Raw genomic sequence first — 20,397 nt, 5'->3', positions numbered from 1 at the left:
TAGCTTCGGAAGTCGGATCACGCGCGACGGCGCGGCCCGACTGACGCGGAAGAAATCTATTCTCGCTCACGCCCCCCTTCTAGCGATGCGGCTGAATCCATTTGTCCTCTCTGCGCTCCTGCTCGCCGCCCCCATGTCGGACGGGCTCTCGGCGCAGCAGCGCCTGACCGCGGACGCGGAGGTGCGTGCGGCGCCCACGGGGAACGTCGTGGCCACCCTGCGGAACGGCACGGCGTGGACGACCGGGTCGGCGCGCGGGGGCTGGACGGAGCTCACGATCTCGGGCTGGGTGGAGACGTCTCGCTTCGCGGGTCCGCGGGAGAGCTTTCCGCAGAGCATCAACGAGGACACGGACGGCTGGCGGATCCGCGAGGAGCCGTCGCTGAATGGGCGTATTCTCGGGGAGTTCAAGGGCGGGGCAGGGCTGCACGTGGCCGAGCGCCGCGGCAACTGGGCTCGCATCCGGCGGGAGGTCTGGGTGCAGAGCTCACTGCTCGCGCGTGTCCAGGCGAGCGCGAACGCCGCGACGGCTCCGGCCGCCAGCACCGCGCCACCTCGGGGGACCCCCACTCCGGCCACCTCGACTCGCGGGACGACCCCGGCGACCTCCGCGCCGACTGCGGCTAGCCAAGACCCGGCGGCGTCCTCCGGGGGGGGCGCCGGGCCGCTCCGGGTGACCGCCACAACGCCATTGCTCGCCGGACCGGGAGGGGAAACACTTGGCTCCGTGAACTCCGGGGCGGTCGCGACCCCCCTCGCCCGCGAGCGCGGCTGGGTGAAGGTGCAGGTCGAGGCCTGGGTGCTCGACTCGATGCTGCTTCCCACCGATTCCGGCTTCGTCGGTTCGCTGTCGGCGGCAGACCTGCGGCTCAAGCCGGATGAGTACCGCGGCCGGGTGGTCCGCTGGGAGGTCCAGGTCGTGGGGCTGCAGTACGCGGATCCGCTCCGGCGCGACCTCGCGGACGGCGAACCCTTCCTTCTGGCCGTCGGACCACGGGGCGAAGAAGCCATCCTCTACTTCGCGATTCCGCCATCGCTGATCGAACAGGCAAAGGCCATCCCGCCGATGTCCACTGTCTCGCTGACCGCTCGGGTAAGGAACGGAAGATCAAGACCGACAGGGACTCCGGTACTCGATCTACTTTCGATAAGCAGAGACTGACCTTTTAGGCAGCGAATTCCGGCGGACGGGAAATAAGAATCTGGCCTATCGGACAAGCATTGGAGCTGACCGAACGGTTCGCGTCAGGCCACTCCCGCTGTGAATCCAAGCAACCTAGCTTGACGTCGGATTGTTGAAGAACCGCCGGCCGTTCCTCCTGGGACCGGTGGGACCCCAACCCGACTGTGTGCGACCTCTGCTACCAAGTCTCGCCTGGTCCGTGCGCGCCGCCTTCCTACTCGCGGCTGCCGCAGTGACCCTCGGCGGACGCAGCACCCCACCCGATCCACGGCTCGACCCCGACCTGCCAAGCCTCGCCATCCCGGACTCGCTCTGGGGGCGCAGCGGGCGGTTGTTTGCGCGCATCGTGCCGCCCACCGCCGACGAGGCCGCTCGGCCCGTCGCGCGGCTCTTTGGCCCGGAATCGATCCGCCGACCCGCCGTCTGGCGCGTGCGGGACTCACTCTCCGGTGTCCCCTTCGCCTTCATCACCCTGCGGCCATTCGCCGAGAAGCAGGAAGGGCGGGTCGGGGTCTACCGGGTCGGGCGCTGGCCGTACGAGGGGCGCGAGCCTCGCGAGGACGCCTATCGCCTGCCGGACGGCTTCATTGAGGTCACGGAGGAGAACGCGGAACTGCGGCTGTCGCGCCAGTTCCGGCTCCGGGACTTCCTTGATCACAGCCAAGAGGAGGTGTGGCCCAAGGCCCTAGTGCTCGACCTCCGCCTGGTGGACAAGCTGGAGCTGATTACCGATGCCCTGCGGGCTGCTGGCCACTCGCGGGCGCGGCTGGTCCTCAATTCCGGCTTCCGCACCCCCCAGACGAACGCGCGCGGCGTGCGTTCGGCCCAGACGCCAGACTCGAGACACCAGTACGGCGACGCCGCCGACATCTTCGTGGACGGGAACGGCGATGGCCGGATGGACGACCTCAACGGCGATGGCCGCGTGACCCTGGCTGACGCCCAAGTGCTCGCCGGCGTGGTGCGGCAGGTCGAGCGCTGGTTCCCCGAACTCACGGGTGGCATCGGCCTGTACGCAGGCTCCAACGGCCGCAGCCCCTTCGTGCACGTGGACACCCGCGGTGTCACCGCCCGCTGGGGACCGCCGTAGTATTCGGCAGACCCACGACGAAGGTTCACTGTCATGCATGACATCCTGAAGGACCGCATTCTGCGCCGCCTCGAGACGCTGCCCGAGGATCGGCTCTACCAGGTGCTCGACTACATCGAGTTCCTCGAGTCCAAGTACGCCAAGCGCCAGGCCCCCGGACCGAACGTCTTCCAGCGCTTTGCCGAGGGTGTCGAAGACACGCTGCGCGCCGGGAACGTGTCCGCGTCCACGGTCGCCGAGGCGATGGGCTTCATGAGCAAGGCGATGGGCGTGCTCAGTGGTGTGGCGGCGGCCGGCGCATCGGTCGCGAACGACATGGTGGGGACCGCGAAGGGCCGGCCGAGTGGTTCGGTCGACGCCGCTCCGGGCAGCAGCGCGCCGAAGCCCGGCGCATCCTCTCAGCCCGCGGCTGGAAAATCCCCGCCGGATGCGACTAACTTGAAAGATGGGACACCCATCTGACCGCATTCGCGACGATGCCGCGCTGACGTTCGACGACGTCCTGCTGGTTCCGCGGCACTCGCTGGTTCATCCGAAGGACGTCACGACCGCCAGCCGCTTTACGCGCGGCATCACCCTGCAGATCCCGCTCGTGTCCGCCGCCATGGACACGGTGACCGAGTCCGAGATGGCCATCGCCATGGCCCGCGCCGGCGGCATCGGCGTGCTGCACAAGAACATGGCCATCGATCGGCAGGCCGCCGAGGTGGACCGGGTGAAGCGCTCGGAGAGCGGCATGATCCGCAACCCGATCACCCTGCAGCCCAGCGCCACGCTGCGCGAGGCCGTCGGCCTGATGGCCCGCTTCCGCATCAGCGGCGTGCCCGTGGTGGACGGCGCGGGCAAGCTTGTCGGCATCATCACCAACCGCGACCTGCAGTTCGAGCGCCAGCTCGACCGCCCCCTCAGCGAGGCGATGACCAAGGAAGGCCTGATCACCGCGCCCGTCGGCACCACGCTCGACGAAGCCGAGAAGATCATGGGCAAGCACCGCATCGAGAAGCTGCCCGTGACCGAGAAGGACGGCATGCTGATCGGCCTCATCACGGTGAAGGACATCCACAAGCGCCGGCAGTATCCCAACGCCGCCAAGGACGCCGAGGGCCGCCTGCTGGTGGCCGCGGCCATCGGCGCCGGCGGCGACTATCTGAGCCGCGCCAAGGCCCTCGTGGATGCCGGCGTTGACGCACTCATCGTCGACACCGCGCACGGCCATTCCCAGGGCGTGCTCGACGCCACCGCCAAGGTGCGCGAGGCCTTCCCCGACGTGCAGCTGGTGGCCGGCAACATTGCCACCAAGGCGGCGGCAAAGGCGCTGGTGGACCGCGGCGTGGACGGCATCAAGGTCGGCGTCGGGCCCGGCTCGATCTGCACCACGCGTGTCGTGACGGGCATCGGCGTGCCGCAGCTGACCGCCGTGATGGACGCCGTGGACGGCGCCGGCGACGTGCCGGTCATCGCCGACGGCGGCATCAAGTACTCCGGTGACATCGTGAAGGCCATCGCGGCCGGCGCCCACACCGTGATGATGGGCTCGCTACTGGCCGGCACCGAGGAGAGCCCCGGCGAGAGCATCCTGGCCGAGGGCCGGCGCTTCAAGATGATCCGCGGCATGGGCTCCATGTCCGCCATGCAGGACGGCAGTGCCGACCGCTACTTCCAGGACGGCGAGATGTCGGCCAAGAAGTTCGTGCCGGAGGGCATCGAGGGCCGCGTGCCCTACAAGGGCCCGGTGGCCGACGTGCTGTACCAGATGGTCGGTGGGCTGCGCAGCGGTATGGGCTACTCGGGCTGTGGATCGATCGACGCGTTGCGAACGGAGGCCGAGTTCGTGCGTATCACGGCGGCGGGCCTGCGAGAGTCGCACCCGCACGACGTCACCATCACGCGCGAAGCGCCCAACTACTCCGTCTAAATGGGACTCTGGTCCACGAAGTCACTCGCCGTCCTGACCCAGGAGGCCAGCGGCGAGGGTGAGCACACGCTCAAGCGGTCGCTCACCGCGACGAACCTCACCCTGCTCGGCGTCGGCGCCATCATCGGCGCCGGCATCTTCGTGTTGACGGGCACGGCGGCCGCGCAGCACGCGGGGCCGGCCATCGTCATCTCGTTCATGATTGCCGGACTCGGCTGCGCCTTCGCGGGCCTCTGCTACGCCGAGTTCGCGTCGATGATTCCGATCGCGGGGTCGGCGTACACGTATGGCTACGCGACGCTCGGCGAGCTCTTTGCCTGGATCATCGGCTGGGACCTCATCCTCGAGTACCTGTTCGCGGCCTCCACCGTGGCGGTGGGCTGGTCCGGCTACTTCGTGCAGTTCCTGAGCGACTTGGGCATCAATCTGCCGTCGGCGCTCGTGAATGCGCCATTCTCAATCGAAGGCACCCACACGCTGGTGCGCACGGGCGCGATCATCAACTTGCCGGCGGTAGCGCTGGTGCTGCTGATGACCACGCTGCTGGTGCTCGGCATCAAGGAGTCGGCGCGGCTCAACAACCTGATCGTGTACGTGAAGGTCGGCATCGTGCTGTTGGTGATCGCATTCGGCTTCTTCTATGTGGATGCGGCGAACTGGAGCCCGTTCATCCCGCCGGCGCTGACGGACGCCGTGACGGGCGCGGCGATCCCGGGCAAGTTCGGCTGGAGCGGCATCTTTGCCGGCGCCGGCGTGATCTTCTTCGCCTACATCGGATTCGACGCGGTCTCCACGGCGGCGCAGGAGGCGAGGAATCCGCAGCGCGACCTGCCGATCGGCATCCTCGCCTCGCTGGCCATCTGCACGCTGCTCTACATCCTGATGGCGCTGGTGATGACGGGCATGGTGCCGTACCCGCAGCTGGATGTGGCGGAGCCAGTGTACGTGGCACTCGACGCGGCCGGCCCGGCGCTGTCCTGGCTCAAGTACGCCGCGACCATCGGCGCGATTGCCGGCCTGGCCTCGGTGGTGCTCGTGATGCTGATGGGCCAGCCGCGCATCTTCTACGCGATGTCCCGCGACGGGCTGCTGCCGCCCGTCTTCGGCAAGGTGCACCCAAAGTTCCAGACGCCGTGGCTGGCCACGATCATCACGGGCGTGTTCGCCGCGGTGTTCGCCGGCCTCTTCCCGATCGGCATCCTCGGGCACTTGGTCTCGATCGGCACGCTGTTCGCGTTCATGATCGTCTGCGCGGGTGTGTTGATCCTTCGCCGCCGTCGGCCCGACATCGAGCGGCCGTTCCGCACGCCGCTGGTGCCCTTCGTGCCGCTGGGCGGCATCATCGTCTGCGGCTACCTGATGTACAGCCTGCCGCCCGACACCTGGGCGCGGCTTGGCGTCTGGATGGCGATTGGCCTGGTCATCTACTTCGTGTACGGCCGCTTCAATTCACGGCTCGCGACGTCCAGTGAGTGAGTTGCTGCAGGTGCCGCCGCCGCGGCGCGCGGCCATTCGGAAGATCGTGGCCGAGCTCCGGCCCGGGATGACCGTTGCGCTGAGCACGCACATCAATGCCGATGGGGATGGCTGTGGCTCGCAGACCGCGTTGGCTCGGCTGCTCGGCCAGCTGGGCGTACGCGCCTACGTGGTGAACCCGACGCCGTGGCCCGAGCTGTTTCGCTGGTTGCTGGGCGATGACGTCGAGGACCGTTCGCTGGACGGCGCGGCGGCGCTGGCCGACGCAGATCGGCTCATCGTGCTCGATATCAGCGACCTCGGGCGCCTGGGCAACCTCGCGGACGCGGTGCGGGCGATGCCGCAGGACGCGCTGGTCATCGACCACCACCTGCCGGGCGAGGAACCGCCGGGTCGAATCCTGCTCAGCGACACCGCGGCCTGTGCGACGGCGGAGTTGGTCTATGACTTCGCGAAGGAGCAGCAGCTGCAGATTTCGCCCTCCATCGCGAAGTCGCTGTACACGTCGCTGGTGACGGACACGGGGGGCTTCCGCTTCGCCAACACGTCGCCGCGGGCGCTGGCCATCGCCGCTGACCTGCTGGCTGTCGGCGTGGACCCCGAGGAGATGTACAAGCGCATCTATGGCAGTGTGCCGGTGGGCCGCCTCTACTTGCTGCGCGATGCCCTCGATTCGCTGCAGGTGGACCTAGAGTACGGACTCGCGTGGGTGAGCCTCGTCGCCGGTGCGCTGGAAAAGCACGGCGTGAACAGCGAGGACCTCGATGGCGTGGCCGAGTATCCGCGAAGCATTGCTGGCGTGCGGCTGGCGCTGCTGTTCCGGGACCTCGGCCACGGGAAGGTGAAGGTGTCCTTCCGGAGCGTCGCCGGCGTGGACGTCAACGCGCTGGCCCGACAGTTCGGCGGCGGTGGGCACGCACGGGCTTCCGGTGCCCTGATAGCCGGAAGCCTCGAGGCGGTCCGTGACCGGATCCTCGAGGCTTCGCGACTTGCAATGCGCCCTCGGGGCGAGGGCGAACTCAGCTAGCGCACAGGACTACGGGGCCGGGACCAGGCTCGCCCAGTAGGTGGCGATGTTGAAGTTGGAGGGCTCGACTTCGTAGTAGTGTCCTCGTACGAAGTGCCCGGTGGTGGGGAAGTAGGGCGGCGGGTTGGCACCCGCGCAGGCGTCGTACTGGTAGCGCTTGGTGTAGCCGCGACCGTCCGTGATGCCCACCGGACCGCGCGAGTACTGGATGATGCCGCCCGTGAGGTAGAGACAGCCGCGCTCGTTGTTCGTGCCCGAGCAGTCCTCGACGTTGGTCGGGCCCTCGTCGTATGCGTAGGCGCCAAACTGGCCCAGCGCCAGAACCACGGCGTGCACGTACTCATCCGAGCTGCGATTCGCCCAGGTTCGATGCGATCCGGTCGTCCCAGGACCCGCGCGCCACGGCGAGTTCAGGAGATTGTGCGCCATATAGATGTCGTTGCCGCTGAACAGGCCCAGGATGTCGCGCTCAGCCGAGTTGCAGGGCGTCGTGCCGCCTGGGTTCGTAACGTAGGTCAGGTGGTCGACGATGATGATGTTGCCAGTGGCTGCTAACGTGAGGGAGCCGCGCAGCTTGCCGCTGACCGCGACCTTGCCGGTCACGTGGATCACGCCCTTGAAGTTCGGATTGAGGGCGCGGGACAATGGCCAGAGGTAGGCGGCATCCTGCGGTCGGACGGCGGACACACGGGCATCGACCGTGCCGGTCCACTGGATCCAGCTGCCGAGTGAATCGGTGGCCAGGAAGCGGCCTGCCGGCGACGTCCAGTCGTTCAGGACGTCCGACCCGCCGAGATAGCAATGGCGGTTCTGGCCGTTGTTGATGGCCCAGGGCTTCTGGTCGGAGGAGTTCGAGTTGCCGCTGTGGTGCCGGAAGGTCTTGAACGCCGAGTGGTTGCCCGTGCCGCTGGAGAGCGTGTGGCCGCAATTGCGGGAATCGCGCAATCCGTTGGAGCCGAAATTTCCCGTGGTGTCGGCCACGACAAACCACGCGTTGTTGTTGTTCGCCACGCGGTAGACTTTGAAGAAGCCCTCGTCCGCGTCGGTGGAATCGCCGTCTGCATTGAGATCCAGCGCGACAAACTCAATGCGCATCGTGGCCTGGCCGGCGCCGCCTGCGGTGGAGCTGGTGAAGTTCGTGCCGCCGAGGGTTGCCTGCGCGAGGAGCTTGTTGAGGTCCTGCGTCTCCGGGAACGGGATCTCGGGCGCATTCTCCTCGTAGCCCGCATTGTAATTGCCCCAATTGCGATTCACGATGTCCCGCGCCGTCTTGAGCTTGCCCCAGAACGTCGCGCCGGGGTTGGCCGTCTGGATGCGGATGCGGTCGTTCGAGTGGACCGGCCCGTACAACACGTCGTTGGCGCCGAAGACGATATTGCCCTCGACGTCCGTGAAGTAGGCGTACTTGGCGAAACTTTCCTGCATCACTTCCATGCGGCGCACGAGTCGGTTGCCGAACTGGTCGGTGACCACAGAGACGGCACTGCCGAACACGCCGTACTGTCCCGACGTGATACCGGAGGGACCCACATAGGTGGTGCGGCGGACGCCGGGGATGGCGTTGCCCGCCGCGTCCGTGACCGCGACGGCGTTCTCGTAGACCACATATCCGGTATCGGGATAGAGGTTCGCGTTGCCGTTCAGCGCGGAGCGCGCCTGCTCGAGTCCGGCGTCGGCGACACTTTCCATCAGCGAGAGTCGCGTGTGGAAGGCCCGGATCAACGTGGTGTTGAGGCCGAGGTACGACGCGCCGGCCGCGATGGCGGCGACGGCCATGAAGACCATCAGGACGAGCGCCAGCGCCATTCCGCGGCGGGCGCGGAGGGCGCGGCGTCGATGGAAATGGACGCGGAGGCTCATAGGACGAGGATGATGGAAGAGGTGCGTTGCGAGGACAGGGAAGGCGTGCAGTCCTGGGCGGAGACGGCGTAGCGGTACGACTGCCCGGCCTCGACGGTCTGGTCGATGTAGGTGTACAGCGAGTCGCCACCCGGGATCGTGACGAGCGGGTCGCCCCAGTCGGTGGCGAGCAGGCCGCGGCGCCAGATGACGTAGCGCTCCACGTCCTTCTCGCCCGTCAACTCGTCCACGGAGCGGAGGAAGTTGATCCGGACGAAGCGGGTCACGCTGTCCGGCATGACGCCGGCGACACCCGTGACGTTGCTGGTGAACAGCGGCTCGTCGCCGCAGGTCTTGGTGTTCGTCAGGCCGACGTTTGGCAGGCGGATGAGGCGCGTGAGGGCGCGCGTCTGCTCGCCGGCCGCATCACCCACGCGACCGTTGGTAACCGTGAAGCTGACGCGGATGCCGCGGATGCTGTCGATCCGGGCAAGCGTCCCCGTGTCGTTGTTGGCCAGATGGATCGGCCGCTGGTGGCGCATCGGCAGCTGGTTGCGCGGCACTGTGTCGATCCACTGCGCGGACGAGGTCGCAAACAGTCGGAAGTAGCGGAAGAACGGCTCGTTCGAGCTCCGCAGGATGTTCGACGACACAACCTCGGGCGTGAGGTTATTGATGCGCCGCCACAGGATGTAGTCGTCCGTACGGGCCGTCGAGGAGTCTGCCCGGAAGTAGAACGTCATCGTCTCGGCCGAGGAGTTCAGTCCCGCGACGAGGTAGTTCGTGTCCGGGTACTGGATGGCCGTGTATGGAATCGTGATCTTGCTGTTGGTGCGCATTGCCGCGACGGCGCTGTCCGGCGCATCGGCCGAGTAGTACACGGCCTCGACGTCGCCCGCCGTGTTCGTCCAGTAGTTGGCGTTGAACACCAACACCGAGTCGGAGAGATAGACCATCTGCGGCTGGATGTCCGGCGCGCCCGCGCCGGAGGTCCGGAGGTCCTTCTCGAGTTCGTTGAGCGCGAAGCGGCCGTTCTGGTAGATGGCGGAGCGCTCGCCGCCCAACTGGAAGCGGCGGCTCTCGCTCTTGAGCATCGACAGCGCGCCGGCCATCACCAGCGAGAAGATCAGCAGGGAGACGGTGAGCTCGACCAAGGTCAGGCCGGGCCGCGCCCGAAGTCGCGGAGCGGTGGTCATGGGGCCGCCACGGTAATGGTGCGGGCGATGGGATTCGCCATTCCCGAACCCGACACGGTCACGGTGAACTTCTTGTAGTCGTTGATGGAGTCGACGACGTGCCGGAACGTCGTGACGCGCGAGAGGCCGTCCAGCGTCGGGAAGTTGTTTTCCGTCCCGACATAGATGGAGTCCAGCACGTCATAGCGCGGATCGAACAGGATCTGGTCGGTCCGGTCCGTCACCAGCTGCAGCGCCGCCTGCTCCCGGTCGAAGATGATCGAGGTATGCATCGTGCGCAGGGTGAGTGTGATCAGCGCGAGCATCACCACGGTGAGGATGCTCAGGGCCACCACGACCTCGACGAGGGTGAAGCCGCGACGAGACATCAGTACCCCTTTCTCCACGCGCCATCCAGGTACTTGTACGTCGTCGCGCGCCCAGTCGAGCGCTCGACGAGGATCAGCCGGCTGTGCTGCGGATAGCTGGCCGCGCTGGCTGCGCGTACGCTGGTGATATAGAAGCCGCCGCCCTCGCTTGCCGAGCCGTCGCGGTGGAACGTCACCACCGGCACGCCCGAGACCTGCCTCGTGAACGAGATGTCACTCGAGAGCGCGCCACGGGCAGGGGCGTCACCGATACCGAAGAGCACCGACTCGCCCAAGGTGACCGACCGAAGCCGCTCGCCGGAATCCTGGGAGCCGTTGTTGTTGCGATCCTCGAGCAGGATCACGCGCCGCCCGTCCCGGTCGAAGCGCACCTGCACGTCGTGCTGCTGCGTGAGCGCCTGGCGTTGGGCCGTCAGCATCGTGGATCCCAGGATCTGGAACGACGAATTCACACGGTATGCGGCAATGTCGATGCGGGGCAGGGCGAACGCCGCGACAATCCCGATGATGGCAACCACGGTCACCATTTCCATCAGGGTGAAGCCGGCGCGAGCGCCGCGTTCGGATCCGATTCGTTGCTGCATCTGACAATCCCTCCTTCCAGATCGACCCGTGGGGCTGCCGCCAAGAACGGCAGCATCCACGCTTCGATGGACAGTGTACGAGTGGGCCACGGTCGCGGCAACGAGGTGCTATCACAGTGTGGCAGACCCGGATGTCAGCCGACCGGACGACAGGAAGACGACCCTCGTTACATTATAGTATCAGGCGATTGCACGCCTCCCTCGCTAACCCCATCCGTGATTGCTCGCTGTGACGGCTGACACGCTTCAGGGCCGCCTCGCCGAGGCGTTGGCCCCGCTCGCCAACCCACGCACCGGCGCCTCCTTGTACCGGTCGCAGCAGGTCCGTGACATCGCCGCCACCCGCGACGGCAAGGTGCGCGTGACGCTGCTGCTCGCCGCGGCCGATGACCCCACACTGGCCCGACAGGTCCGACAAGCGCTGGAAAAGGTCGATGGTGTGGCCGAGGTGCGCGTGGATGTGAAGGACGCGGGCGAGCCGCAGGACGGCCAGTACGCGCCGCAGGGCAAGCCTGGGAACGTGGCCGCGCCCAAGTCCCGCGCCCTGCCCGTGATGGGTGAGGAGCGCCAGGCCCCGCGCACGCCGCCAGCCCCGCAGCCGGTCGCCTACCCGCAGCTTGGCAAGATCATCGCCGTGTCGTCGGGCAAGGGCGGCGTGGGCAAGTCCACCGTGACCACGAACCTGGCGATCGCTCTCGCCAAGCAGGGCTACCACGTGGGCCTGATGGACGCGGACATCTATGGTCCCAACATCCCGCGGATGATGGGCGTGGACGAGGCGCCGCCGGTCAAGGACGACAAGATCCAGCCGCTCGAGGCGCACGGCGTGAAGGTCATCTCGCTCGGCTTCCTGATTGAGCGCGACCAGCCCGCCATCTGGCGCGGGCCGATCGTGATGAAGATCATCACGCAGTTTCTGCGCGACGTGGCCTGGGGCCGGCTCGACTTCCTCTTGGTGGACATGCCGCCGGGCACCGGCGACGCGCAGCTCTCGCTGGTGCAGGCCACGCAGGTGGCGGGCGCGGTGATCGTCACCACGCCGCAAGAGGTCGCGGTCGGTGATGCGCTGCGCGGCGCCAAGATGTTCCAGCGCGTCGGCGTGCCCGTGCTTGGCGTGGTGGAGAACATGAGCTACTTCGAGTCGCCGGAGACCGGCAAGCCGATGGCGATCTTCGGTAGTGGCGGCGGCAAGCGCCTCTCCGACGAGATCGGTGTGCCGCTGCTAGGGGAGGTGCCGCTGTACCCGCCGGTGCTCGAGGGCGCCGACCGTGGCGCGCCGATTGTTGTGTCAGATGCCGACTGCTCCGCAGCTCGCAAGTTGACGGACATCGCGGGACGCCTCACTGCAGCGCTTGGGGTGGGCGCGCCCACCGGGGCGTAACGCCCGCGCCTGCAGAGTGGGCGGGAGCCTAAACCCGTAGCCGGAGCACGAATGGAAGAACGGATTCGCGTGGCCAGCCTGCAGTACCACATCCGTCGCGTCGACACCTTCGAGGACTTCGCCGCGCAGGTCACCGGCCTCGTCGAGACGGCGGCGGACTACAAGTGCAAGCTGGTGCTCTTCCCCGAGTACTTCACGCTGCAGCTGCTCACGCTCGGCGACGTGCGGGCCGACATCCAGGACCAGGTGCGTCGCCTCACGGGCTTTGTCGATCAGTACATTGCCCTGTTCCGCGAGCTCGCGCTGAAGCACAAGCTGTATATCTGCGCGGGCACGATCCCGGTGGCGGACAACGGCGACGTGTACAACGAGTGCTTCTTCTTCGGGCCCGACGGCAAGCACGTGGTGCAGCCCAAGCTGCATATGACGCGCTTCGAGTCCGAGGAGTGGATCGTCAAGCCGCGGAATCGGCTCAAGCTCATCGACACGGCGCTGGGCAAGATGGCCATCGCCATCTGCTATGACGTGCAGTTTCCTGAGATCGCGCGCGCAGCGGCACGGCGCGGCGCCAAGATCCTTCTCGTCCCCAGCTGCACTGATGACCGCCAGGGCATGCTCCGCGTGCGCTACTGCGCGCAGGCGCGGGCCATCGAGAACCAGATGTTCGTCATCACGGCGCACACGGTGGGCTCGCTGCCAATGGTGCCTGCCGTCTCGCTCAACTACGGACAGGCGGCCATCCTCACGCCCTCGGACTTTCCCTTCGCCCGCGACGGCATCCTCGCCGAGGGAATCCCGAATCAGGAGACGATGGTCATCGCCGAGCTGGAGATGAACTCGATCCAGCGCGCGCGCTCGTCCGGCACCGTGCTGCCGTTGCTGGATTCGGAGCGGACGGCAGGCTTGGTGGCGGACGTCGATGAGGTCACGCTGTGATCGATCCGAGCGTCCCGCCCCGCCGGCGCTATGTCAAAGTGCGCCCGATGCAGCCCCGGGACTTCCCGGGGATCATCGAGCTGTGCGAGCGGACCTACCCGGGCGCGATTCCCTGGTCGGAAGAGCAGCTCTCGAAGCACCTGGAGATCTTCCCCGAGGGCCAGCTGGTGGCCGTGGACCGCGGCCGCGAGGTGGTCGGCTACGCGGCGAGCCTGATCGTCTACTGGGACGACTACCATATGGGCGCCAACTGGCGCGACTTCACGGATCACGGGCGCTTCACCAACCACGACCCGGCGATGGGGCGCACGCTCTATGGCGCCGAGGTGATGGTGCATCCAGAGATCCGGGGCAGCGGGATCGGCGGAAAGCTCTACCAGGCGCGTCGGGAGCTCACGGAGCGGCTGGGCTTGCTGCGCATCCGGGCCGGCGCGCGCCTCCGCGGCTACCACAAGTACGCCGAGCGGATGAGCGCCGAGGAATACCTGCGTGGCGTGGTGCGCGGGTCGTATCGTGATCCGACGCTGTCGTTCCAGCTCAACCGCGGCTTCCACGTGCTGGCCGTGGTGGAGAGCTACCTGCGCCACGACCCCGAGTCGATGGGCTGGGCGGCGGTGATTGAGTGGCTGAATCCCCAAGTGGCGACCGCGGCCGAGCTGGCCGCGGTGCCTGCCTGGTAGCCGACCCGACTACTTCGGCTCTGCGCCGGGCCGTGCGGGCACCGGGCGGCGCGCCGCGGCGACACCGGCCACCGGCGTCGGAGTCTGCCAGCCGGCTGCGGCCGGCTGCGCTGTGGCCTGCTTGGCGCGGGAGCGTCGCCCCGTGCCGGCACGCGAGAGAAGCGCTGCGCCGAGTCCGGCGGTGCCTGCCACCCAGGTGACTCCGATGGCAAACACCCGAGAGATCAGCGCGCCGGTTCCGCCGGTCATCGCGGCCGCGATGAACCACGGGACCATCAGCACGAGCACACCGACGCCAAGCGCACGAAGCGTGGCGGCGCGGTCGTCGCGCGGTCCGCCGGTCAGTCCACGGCCGACCATCAGCGCGACACCCAGCCAGCCGAGTGTCGCGACGCCAGCCAGTGCCACCGGGGCGGCCGCGAGCACGAAGGGCACCAGCAGCAGCCCAATGATTGTCACAGCGAGCGCGACGACGGCGAAGAGCAGGAGCGGCAGGAAGCCGAGTTCGCCGACCACGCCGAGCAGGAACGAGCGGCCAAAGTCGTCGGCCAGCACGCGCGCGGTGGCATCGACGTTCTTGCCGAGCAGCAGCATCGCCGCGAGGGCGATGACGAGCAGCATCGCGGTCCAGCCGAGTGAGAGCTGCAGGGCCTGGCCGCGCGTCATCGGCGCGATGGCGGCAGCGGCGGTCTGCATCGTCGAGCGCAGCGCGCCGCGCACACGTCCGCCTTCGACGAGCACGCGCCCCCGCCAGGCGGTCGCCCCACCGCGGACATCCGCGCCATCGCGAATGGTGACGTCGCCGAAGATTGCCGTGACGTTGCCCAGCACGACACCGCTGATGTCGGCGCTGCCGCCCATCACGACGAGTGGTCCGCGGACGGTGTCGCCGGCGGGCACGGTGGCATTGCCGCGTACGTAGCGGCCGTTGATCTCGAGTTCGCCCTCGACGAGATCGAGGGCGCGCAGGGCCTCGCTGGCGCTGTCACCCTGGGCGGCGACGCGCGAGACCTGCGCCTGCGCGGCCGGGGCGGCCAGGAGCAGCGCCGCCACGCAAAACAGGAGCCGACGCATGGTCAGCTCCTGTTCGTACGGGCGGCGGCGGCGAGGCGGCGGAAGGCCAGCACCGCGCCCACGGCCGTCGCGGCCAGCGCGCCAGTCGCCACGAGCAGCGCGCCGGTATCGGCGCCGCCGGTGACGAGCTCACGCGCCGTCTCGACCAGCCCAGCCCAGATCCCGCGCGTGCCGCGCTCGAGCCCGACGCCATACGAGAAGGCGAAGAGGTCGGCACGGAAGGCGAGCCAGAGGGCGCTCCCCGAGATCGTCGTGGCGGCGAGGCCGGCGCCGACCGCCGCGAGCACGCGCATCGGCGCGGTCTGTGGGACGAGCGCACGGGCCTGGTTCGCGAGTGCGACGTGCCAGGGCTCGATGACCTGCACCTGCGCCATCACGCGATCGGAGAATCCGATGCGCGGCGCGAAGTGTGGCAGGGTGTCGAGTCGGCCCGTGACGGCCTCGAGTTCGACGAGCCGCAGGCGGCAGTCGTCGCAGGTCTCGAGGTGCGCACGCAGGGGTGCGACGCCGAAACCGACGTCGCCGTCGACCAGCAGGTCGAGCTCTTGGGGAAGTAGATGGCGGTGCTGCATAAGGTTCTCCTGCGGGAGACTACGGGGTGGGGGACAGCTTGGTTTCAGGGCTTGGACAGGGACGAAGGACGGAAGACGGAGGACGGAAGAGAAACCCGAACAAAAGCCGAATTCACCTTCGTCCTATCACCTTCGTCCTCTGTCATTCCCTGAGGTGCTCCAACGCCTCCCGTAACTCGTGGCGTGCCCGGTGGATGTAGGTCTTCACCGTGCCCAGGGGGAGGTCCAGCGTGGCGGCGATTTCCTCGTAACTCCGGCCCTCGACGTGGCGGAGCATGATGCAGTTGCGGTATTCGGGTCGCAGCTTGCCGATGGCCTGCTCGATGATGGCGCCCAGCTCCCGGGAGGCCAGTTCGTCGAGAGGGGACTCGCCCTGGTCGGCCAGCTCAAACGAGGTGGACTCCACCTCGGTGGAGGTGGCGGCGTGCGGGGAGCCGTCCATCGAGACCGTCTCCAGCTGCCGACGCCGCAGGTGATCGATGGCGACGTTGTTGGCGATCTTGAACAGCCAGCTCGAGAACTTGAACTCGGGCCGGTACTTGTCGAGGTGGTTGAGGACCTTGATGAACGCGTCCTGCGCGAGGTCCTCGGAGGCCGCGGTGTCGCGCACCATCCGGTAGATGAGCGAATAGACGGGGCGCTCGTAGCGCCGGATCAGCTCACGGAACGCGGGTTCGCGTCCCTGCTGCGCCAGCACCACGACGTCGGCGTCGGGAAGATTCGGAAGGTCGAGTGCAGGACGGGGCATTCGCTCTGGGGAAACTTGCCCGCGTGAAAGTCGTCGGGCAACTTTCGAGGCTATGACGACAGCGCTAGACCGCGAGACGCGGGAGGCCGAAGTCGCCGCCTCGAACGCCTCGGCGACGGGGAAGCGCACGTACGTGCAGCGGATCTTCTCCGAGATCGCGCCGCGCTACGATCTGCTCAACCGCCTGCTGTCGCTTGGGATCGACCGCCGCTGGCGCGCGCGGGCGCTCAAGCGGCTGGCGTGGACGGCCGCTCCGACTGGGACCTACCTCGACCTCTGCGCGGGCACTCTGGACGTTGGCGCCACGCTCGCCACGCGCGAGGGATTCGGCGGCCACATCGTCGGCGCCGACTTCGCGCAGCCCATGCTGGTGGCGGGATCAGGAAAGGCTCCCCGCGCGGTGCTGCAGCCGGTGGTGGCCGACGCGCTGTCCCTCCCGCTGCGCGACAACGCCTTCGACGGCGCCATCGTGGCCTTCGGCATCCGCAACGTCGCGGACCTGGACAAGGGCCTCGCGGAAGTGCTGCGAACCCTGAAGCCCGGTGCGCGGTTCATCATCCTGGAGTTCTCGACGCCACGCGTGCCGATGGTGCGCGCGGCGTACCTGTTCTACTTCCATCGCATCCTACCGCTCATCGGGCGACTGATCAGCGGGCACAAGACCGCTTACACCTACCTGCCGCGCTCCGTGGCGAACTTCCCAGAGACGGGTAAGCTGGCCGAGGCGATGACGCGCGCCGGCTTCCGCGACGTCAGCTGGGAGACGCTGACCTTCGGGATCGCGGCCGTGCACGTGGGGACCAAGTAACGTGACGCTCGACACCCTGCAGCAGTTCATCGCCGCCATCGAGGCGCGCGGCGAACTGCGCCGCATCACGCAGCCCGTGAACGTGCATCTCGAGATGTGCGAGATCACCGACCGCGTGATGAAGATGCCGGGCGGCGGGCCGGCCCTGCTGTTCGAGAAGCCGGTGCTGCGCGACGGTTCCATCTCGCAGTATCCCGTCGGCATCAACCTCTTTGGGTCCATGACCCGCATGGCGATGGCGCTCGGTGTCGAGCGGCTCGACGAGCACGGCGACCGCATCACGAAGCTGCTGGACCTCAAGGTGCCCGAGGGATTCCTCGGCAAGCTGCAGCTGCTGCCGCGCCTGATGGAGGTCGCCAAGTTCCCGCCGAGGATGGCGTCCGGCACGCCGGCCTGTCAGGAGATCGTCTGGCAAGGCGACGACATCGACCTCGACAAGCTGCCGGTGCTCACGACCTGGCCCGAGGACGGCGGTCCGTTCCTCACGATGACGGCGGTGGTGAGCAAGGATCCGCAGCGCGGCATCCGCAACGTGGGGATGTACCGCGTGCAGCAGATGGGCAAGCGGCACGTCGCGATGCACTGGCAGCGCCACAAGACGGGCGCTGCGCATTGGCGCGAGATGGCGGAGAAGGGCGAGAAGATGCCGGTGTGCATCGTCATCGGTTCCGACCCGGCCTCGATGTATTCGGCGTCGGCGCCGCTGCCGCCGAACATCGATGAGTTTATTTTCGCGGGATTCCTCCGTCGTGCCCCGGTGCAGCTCACGAAGGCCGTGACCTGCGACCTCGAGGTGCCGGCCGACGCGGAGATCGTGATCGAGGGCTACATCGATCCCAAGGAAGCGCTGGTGGTCGAGGGCCCGTTTGGCGACCACACGGGCTACTACTCAGAGGCCGACCTGTATCCGCGCGTGCACGTGACCGCCGTGACGATGCGCAAGAACGCCGTGTATTGCGCGACCATCGTCGGGCGCCCGCCGATGGAGGATTTCTACCTCGGCCACGCCACCGAGCGAATCTTCCTGCCGCTGCTCAAGCTCACGACGCCGGAGATCGTGGACTACCACATGCCGGCCGAAGGGATCTTTCACAACCTCGTGTTCGTGAGCATCAAGAAGCACTATCCCGGTCAGGCCTACAAGGTGATGAACGCGCTCTGGGGTGCGGGGCTGATGTCGCTGGCCAAGGTGCTGGTGGTGGTGGACGATTGGGTGGACGTGCGTAACCCGCAGGAAGCCTGGTGGGTGGCGCTGAACAACATCGATCCCGAGCGCGACACACGTTTCACCATGGGGCCAATCGATGTGCTCGACCATTCGAGCCGTGCGTTCACCTACGGGTCGAAGATGGGCATCGACGGCACGAAGAAGTGGCCCGAGGAGGGCTTCACGCGCGACTGGCCAAAGGTGATCGAGATGGATGCCGAGACGAAGGCCAAGGTGGATGCGATGTGGCCGTCGCTGGGACTGGGGAACGCGAAGTGAGCAACGCCTCGGCAGTAGGCGCGAAGGCACGCGAGGGCCAGACCTTCTCGGGGGAGTCCACGTTCGCGCGCTGGATGAGCTTTGTGAAGCTGCCGCATACGGTGTTTGCGCTGCCGTTTGCCTTGGTGGGTGTGACGCTGGCCTCGAAGCTCGCGCCGATCTCACTGGGGATGCTTGGCTGGGTGGTGCTGGCGTTCACCAGTGCGCGTTGGGTGGCGATGGCGGTGAATCGCATCGTGGACCGCGAGTTCGACGCGCAGAATCCGCGCACCGCGCAGCGCGAGATCCCGCGCGGGGCGATTCGGGTGCGCGATGCCTGGCTCACGGTGGTGGTGGCGGCGGCGCTATTCGTGTGGGCGGCGGCGCAGCTGAATCCGCTCTGTCTCTACCTCTCGCCTGTCGCACTGGCCTGGGTGTGCTTCTACTCCTTCACCAAGCGCTTCACGCGCTACGCGCACCTTGTGCTCGGCCTTGGCCTCGCGATTGCCCCGGTGGGCGGCTTCCTCGCCGTGACCGGCCTGTGGAGCGAACCGTGGTGGATGTTGATCGCCCTCACGGTGGCGGTGATGACTTGGTCCGGCGGCTTCGACGTCCTGTATGCGTTGCCGGACGTCGAGTTTGATCGCTCACAGGGACTGCACTCGATTCCGGCGGCAGTGGGTGTCCCGCGCGCCGTTGCGATCGCGCGCTTGCTGCATGTGACCACGGTGCTCGCGCTCGCGGCGACCGTGTGGGTCACGGGAGGCGGGTGGTTCGCCTGGGCTGGCGTCGCTACGGCCGCCGTGTTGCTCGGCTACGAGCACTCGCTGGTGAAGTCCGACGATCTCAGCAAGCTGGATGCGGCGTTCTTCACCATGAACGGTGTGATCTCCATGACGTTCTTCGCGTGGATGCTCCTCGACCGGATCTTCGGTTGATGTCGCGCGCTGCTGCGGGCCACGCGCCAATCGTGATGGCGATGACTGGGGCCTCCGGTGCGCCCTACGGCATCCGCCTGCTCGAGCAGCTACTCGTGGCCAAGCGACAGGTCTCGCTGATCGTCAGCTCGCACGGGTTCCGGCTGCTCAAGACGGAAAGCGATGTGGCGGATCTTGATGCGCTGCGCTCCGTCGTGGGCGCGGAGCGCTTCGACCGCTGCGTCACCGTCTATGACGATGGCGACCGCGGCGCGGCGCCGGCGTCGGGATCGCATCTCGCAGGTGGGATGGTCATCTGTCCTTGCTCGATGGGCACGCTGGCGAGCATCGCGGCGGGGACATCGCGCTCGTTGGTGGAGCGTTCGGCGGACGTGGCGCTCAAGGAGCGGCGTCCTCTCTTGCTCGTGACCCGCGAGACGCCCTTGTCGCTGATCCACCTCGAGAACATGCGCCGGCTCACGATGGCTGGCGCCACCGTGATGCCCGCCGCGCCGGGCTTCTACCACCGGCCGACGCAGGTGTCGGAGCTGGTGGATTTCATCGTGGCACGCGCACTCGACCACTTGGGCGTCGAGAACTCACTGGCCCCGCGCTGGGGCGCGCACGCGGACGAGGCGTGAGTCCACCGATCCGCGTGGGACTCATTTCTGACACGCACGGCCTGCTGCGACCCGATGTCCACGAGGTCTTTGCCGGCGTCTCGCAGATCCTGCACGCGGGCGATGTCTGTTCCGACACGATTCTCGACGAGCTAGCCCTGATCGCACCCGTGCAGGCCGTGTGGGGGAACTGCGATAGCCCGTGGGACCCGGCGTTGCGGGAGTCGCTGGACGTCTCGATTGGCGGCCTCCGCATTCACGTGCAGCACGGGCACGAGCTGGGGCGCCCGAAGCCCGCCAAGGTCGCGGCCGCCTACGACGCCGACGTTTGCGTGTATGGCCACACGCACGCGCAGGTGATTGAGCGCGTCGATGGGCGTCTGATTGTGAATCCTGGTGCGGCGGGGCCGCGGCGGTTCGACCTCGAGGCCTGCGTGGCTATCCTGACGATTGCCCACGGCAAGGCTGAGGCCGAGCTGGTTCCGCTGGCCGAAATGTAGGTCGCCCGAGTGAACGCG

General features: G+C 67.5%; 21 protein-coding genes. 14 read left to right on the top strand and 7 right to left on the bottom strand.

The window, feature by feature from the left end; translation table 11 throughout:
• The first annotated feature begins 85 nt into the window (after positions 1-85).
• The 6 genes from KF709_03595 (at position 86) to KF709_03570 (ending at position 6,691) form a co-directional block, all read left to right on the top strand.
• Entirely contained in the window at positions 86-1,162 is a 1,077-nt protein-coding gene (locus KF709_03595) for an SH3 domain-containing protein (GenBank protein ID MBX3173466.1), read from the top strand.
• Positions 1,163-1,382: 220 nt separating this feature from the next.
• A complete protein-coding gene (locus KF709_03590) occupies positions 1,383-2,273 on the top strand; it encodes a hypothetical protein (protein MBX3173465.1) in 891 nt (296 codons plus the stop codon).
• A gap of 33 nt (positions 2,274-2,306) precedes the next feature.
• A complete protein-coding gene (locus KF709_03585) occupies positions 2,307-2,735 on the top strand; it encodes a DUF2281 domain-containing protein (GenBank protein MBX3173464.1) in 429 nt (142 codons plus the stop codon).
• Entirely contained in the window at positions 2,719-4,188 is a 1,470-nt protein-coding gene (gene guaB, locus KF709_03580; protein MBX3173463.1) for an IMP dehydrogenase, read from the top strand. Before KF709_03585 ends, guaB begins: the two co-directional genes overlap by 17 nt.
• Positions 4,189-5,664, top strand: a complete 1,476-nt coding sequence (locus KF709_03575; GenBank protein ID MBX3173462.1) for an amino acid permease — start codon at positions 4,189-4,191, stop codon at positions 5,662-5,664. It begins immediately after the preceding gene.
• Positions 5,657-6,691, top strand: coding sequence for a bifunctional oligoribonuclease/PAP phosphatase NrnA (locus tag KF709_03570; GenBank protein MBX3173461.1), 1,035 nt, complete (start codon positions 5,657-5,659; stop codon positions 6,689-6,691). Before KF709_03575 ends, KF709_03570 begins: the two co-directional genes overlap by 8 nt.
• Positions 6,692-6,700: 9 nt before the next feature.
• Here KF709_03570 and KF709_03565 read toward each other — a convergent pair whose 3' ends face one another.
• The 4 genes from KF709_03565 to KF709_03550 are packed head-to-tail and all read right to left on the bottom strand — an operon-like array spanning position 6,701 to position 10,678.
• Positions 6,701-8,551, bottom strand: a complete 1,851-nt coding sequence (locus KF709_03565; protein ID MBX3173460.1) for a hypothetical protein — start codon at positions 8,549-8,551, stop codon at positions 6,701-6,703.
• Positions 8,548-9,726 carry a prepilin-type N-terminal cleavage/methylation domain-containing protein gene (locus KF709_03560; protein ID MBX3173459.1) on the bottom strand — a complete coding sequence of 393 codons (1,179 nt, stop codon included), beginning with the start codon at positions 9,724-9,726 and terminating at the stop codon, positions 8,548-8,550. Before KF709_03560 ends, KF709_03565 begins: the two co-directional genes overlap by 4 nt.
• Positions 9,723-10,094: a type II secretion system protein gene (locus tag KF709_03555; GenBank protein MBX3173458.1), complete on the bottom strand. Its 372-nt coding sequence runs from the start codon at positions 10,092-10,094 to the stop codon at positions 9,723-9,725. Before KF709_03555 ends, KF709_03560 begins: the two co-directional genes overlap by 4 nt.
• Complete coding sequence (locus KF709_03550; GenBank protein ID MBX3173457.1) at positions 10,094-10,678, bottom strand: GspH/FimT family pseudopilin; 585 nt, start codon at positions 10,676-10,678, stop codon at positions 10,094-10,096. Before KF709_03550 ends, KF709_03555 begins: the two co-directional genes overlap by 1 nt.
• A gap of 229 nt (positions 10,679-10,907) precedes the next feature.
• Here KF709_03550 and KF709_03545 point away from each other — a divergent pair, with 229 nt between their 5' ends.
• The 3 genes from KF709_03545 to KF709_03535 are packed head-to-tail and all read left to right on the top strand — an operon-like array spanning position 10,908 to position 13,675.
• Positions 10,908-12,059 carry an Mrp/NBP35 family ATP-binding protein gene (locus tag KF709_03545; protein ID MBX3173456.1) on the top strand — a complete coding sequence of 384 codons (1,152 nt, stop codon included), beginning with the start codon at positions 10,908-10,910 and terminating at the stop codon, positions 12,057-12,059.
• 51 nt (positions 12,060-12,110) lie between these two features.
• The gene (locus KF709_03540) at positions 12,111-12,995 is read left to right on the top strand and encodes a carbon-nitrogen hydrolase family protein (GenBank protein ID MBX3173455.1); all 885 of its coding nucleotides are present in this window, start codon (positions 12,111-12,113) and stop codon (positions 12,993-12,995) included.
• A gap of 47 nt (positions 12,996-13,042) precedes the next feature.
• On the top strand, positions 13,043-13,675 hold the full coding sequence (locus KF709_03535; protein MBX3173454.1) for a GNAT family N-acetyltransferase: 633 nt from the start codon (positions 13,043-13,045) through the stop codon (positions 13,673-13,675).
• A gap of 9 nt (positions 13,676-13,684) precedes the next feature.
• Here the strand turns inward: KF709_03535 and KF709_03530 are convergent, their stop codons facing one another.
• The 3 genes from KF709_03530 to KF709_03520 all read right to left on the bottom strand — a co-directional run bounded on the left by KF709_03530 (position 13,685) and on the right by KF709_03520 (position 16,069).
• Positions 13,685-14,749, bottom strand: coding sequence for a hypothetical protein (locus KF709_03530; GenBank protein MBX3173453.1), 1,065 nt, complete (start codon positions 14,747-14,749; stop codon positions 13,685-13,687).
• Between the two features lie 2 nt (positions 14,750-14,751).
• Positions 14,752-15,321, bottom strand: a complete 570-nt coding sequence (locus KF709_03525; GenBank protein MBX3173452.1) for a hypothetical protein — start codon at positions 15,319-15,321, stop codon at positions 14,752-14,754.
• 142 nt (positions 15,322-15,463) lie between these two features.
• Complete coding sequence (locus KF709_03520) at positions 15,464-16,069, bottom strand: sigma-70 family RNA polymerase sigma factor (GenBank protein MBX3173451.1); 606 nt, start codon at positions 16,067-16,069, stop codon at positions 15,464-15,466.
• A gap of 52 nt (positions 16,070-16,121) precedes the next feature.
• Here KF709_03520 and KF709_03515 point away from each other — a divergent pair, with 52 nt between their 5' ends.
• From KF709_03515 to KF709_03495, 5 genes are read left to right on the top strand one after another with little or no spacing between them, the layout of a single operon-like run.
• A complete protein-coding gene (locus KF709_03515; protein MBX3173450.1) occupies positions 16,122-16,877 on the top strand; it encodes a ubiquinone/menaquinone biosynthesis methyltransferase in 756 nt (251 codons plus the stop codon).
• A gap of 1 nt (position 16,878) precedes the next feature.
• Positions 16,879-18,363 (top strand): menaquinone biosynthesis decarboxylase, encoded by a 1,485-nt coding sequence (locus tag KF709_03510; protein ID MBX3173449.1) that lies wholly within the window; start codon positions 16,879-16,881, stop codon positions 18,361-18,363.
• A complete protein-coding gene (gene ubiA / locus KF709_03505) occupies positions 18,360-19,280 on the top strand; it encodes a putative 4-hydroxybenzoate polyprenyltransferase (protein MBX3173448.1) in 921 nt (306 codons plus the stop codon). Before KF709_03510 ends, ubiA begins: the two co-directional genes overlap by 4 nt.
• Entirely contained in the window at positions 19,280-19,900 is a 621-nt protein-coding gene (locus KF709_03500) for a UbiX family flavin prenyltransferase (protein MBX3173447.1), read from the top strand. Before ubiA ends, KF709_03500 begins: the two co-directional genes overlap by 1 nt.
• Positions 19,897-20,379, top strand: a complete 483-nt coding sequence (locus KF709_03495) for a metallophosphoesterase family protein (GenBank protein MBX3173446.1) — start codon at positions 19,897-19,899, stop codon at positions 20,377-20,379. The genes KF709_03500 and KF709_03495 overlap by 4 nt, the downstream gene beginning before the upstream one ends.
• Positions 20,380-20,397 lie beyond the last annotated feature (18 nt).

The sequence above is a fragment of the Gemmatimonadaceae bacterium genome (assembly GCA_019637445.1).
Classification (GTDB): domain Bacteria; phylum Gemmatimonadota; class Gemmatimonadetes; order Gemmatimonadales; family Gemmatimonadaceae; genus Pseudogemmatithrix.
This window is presented reverse-complemented; position numbering and strand designations above follow the sequence as displayed.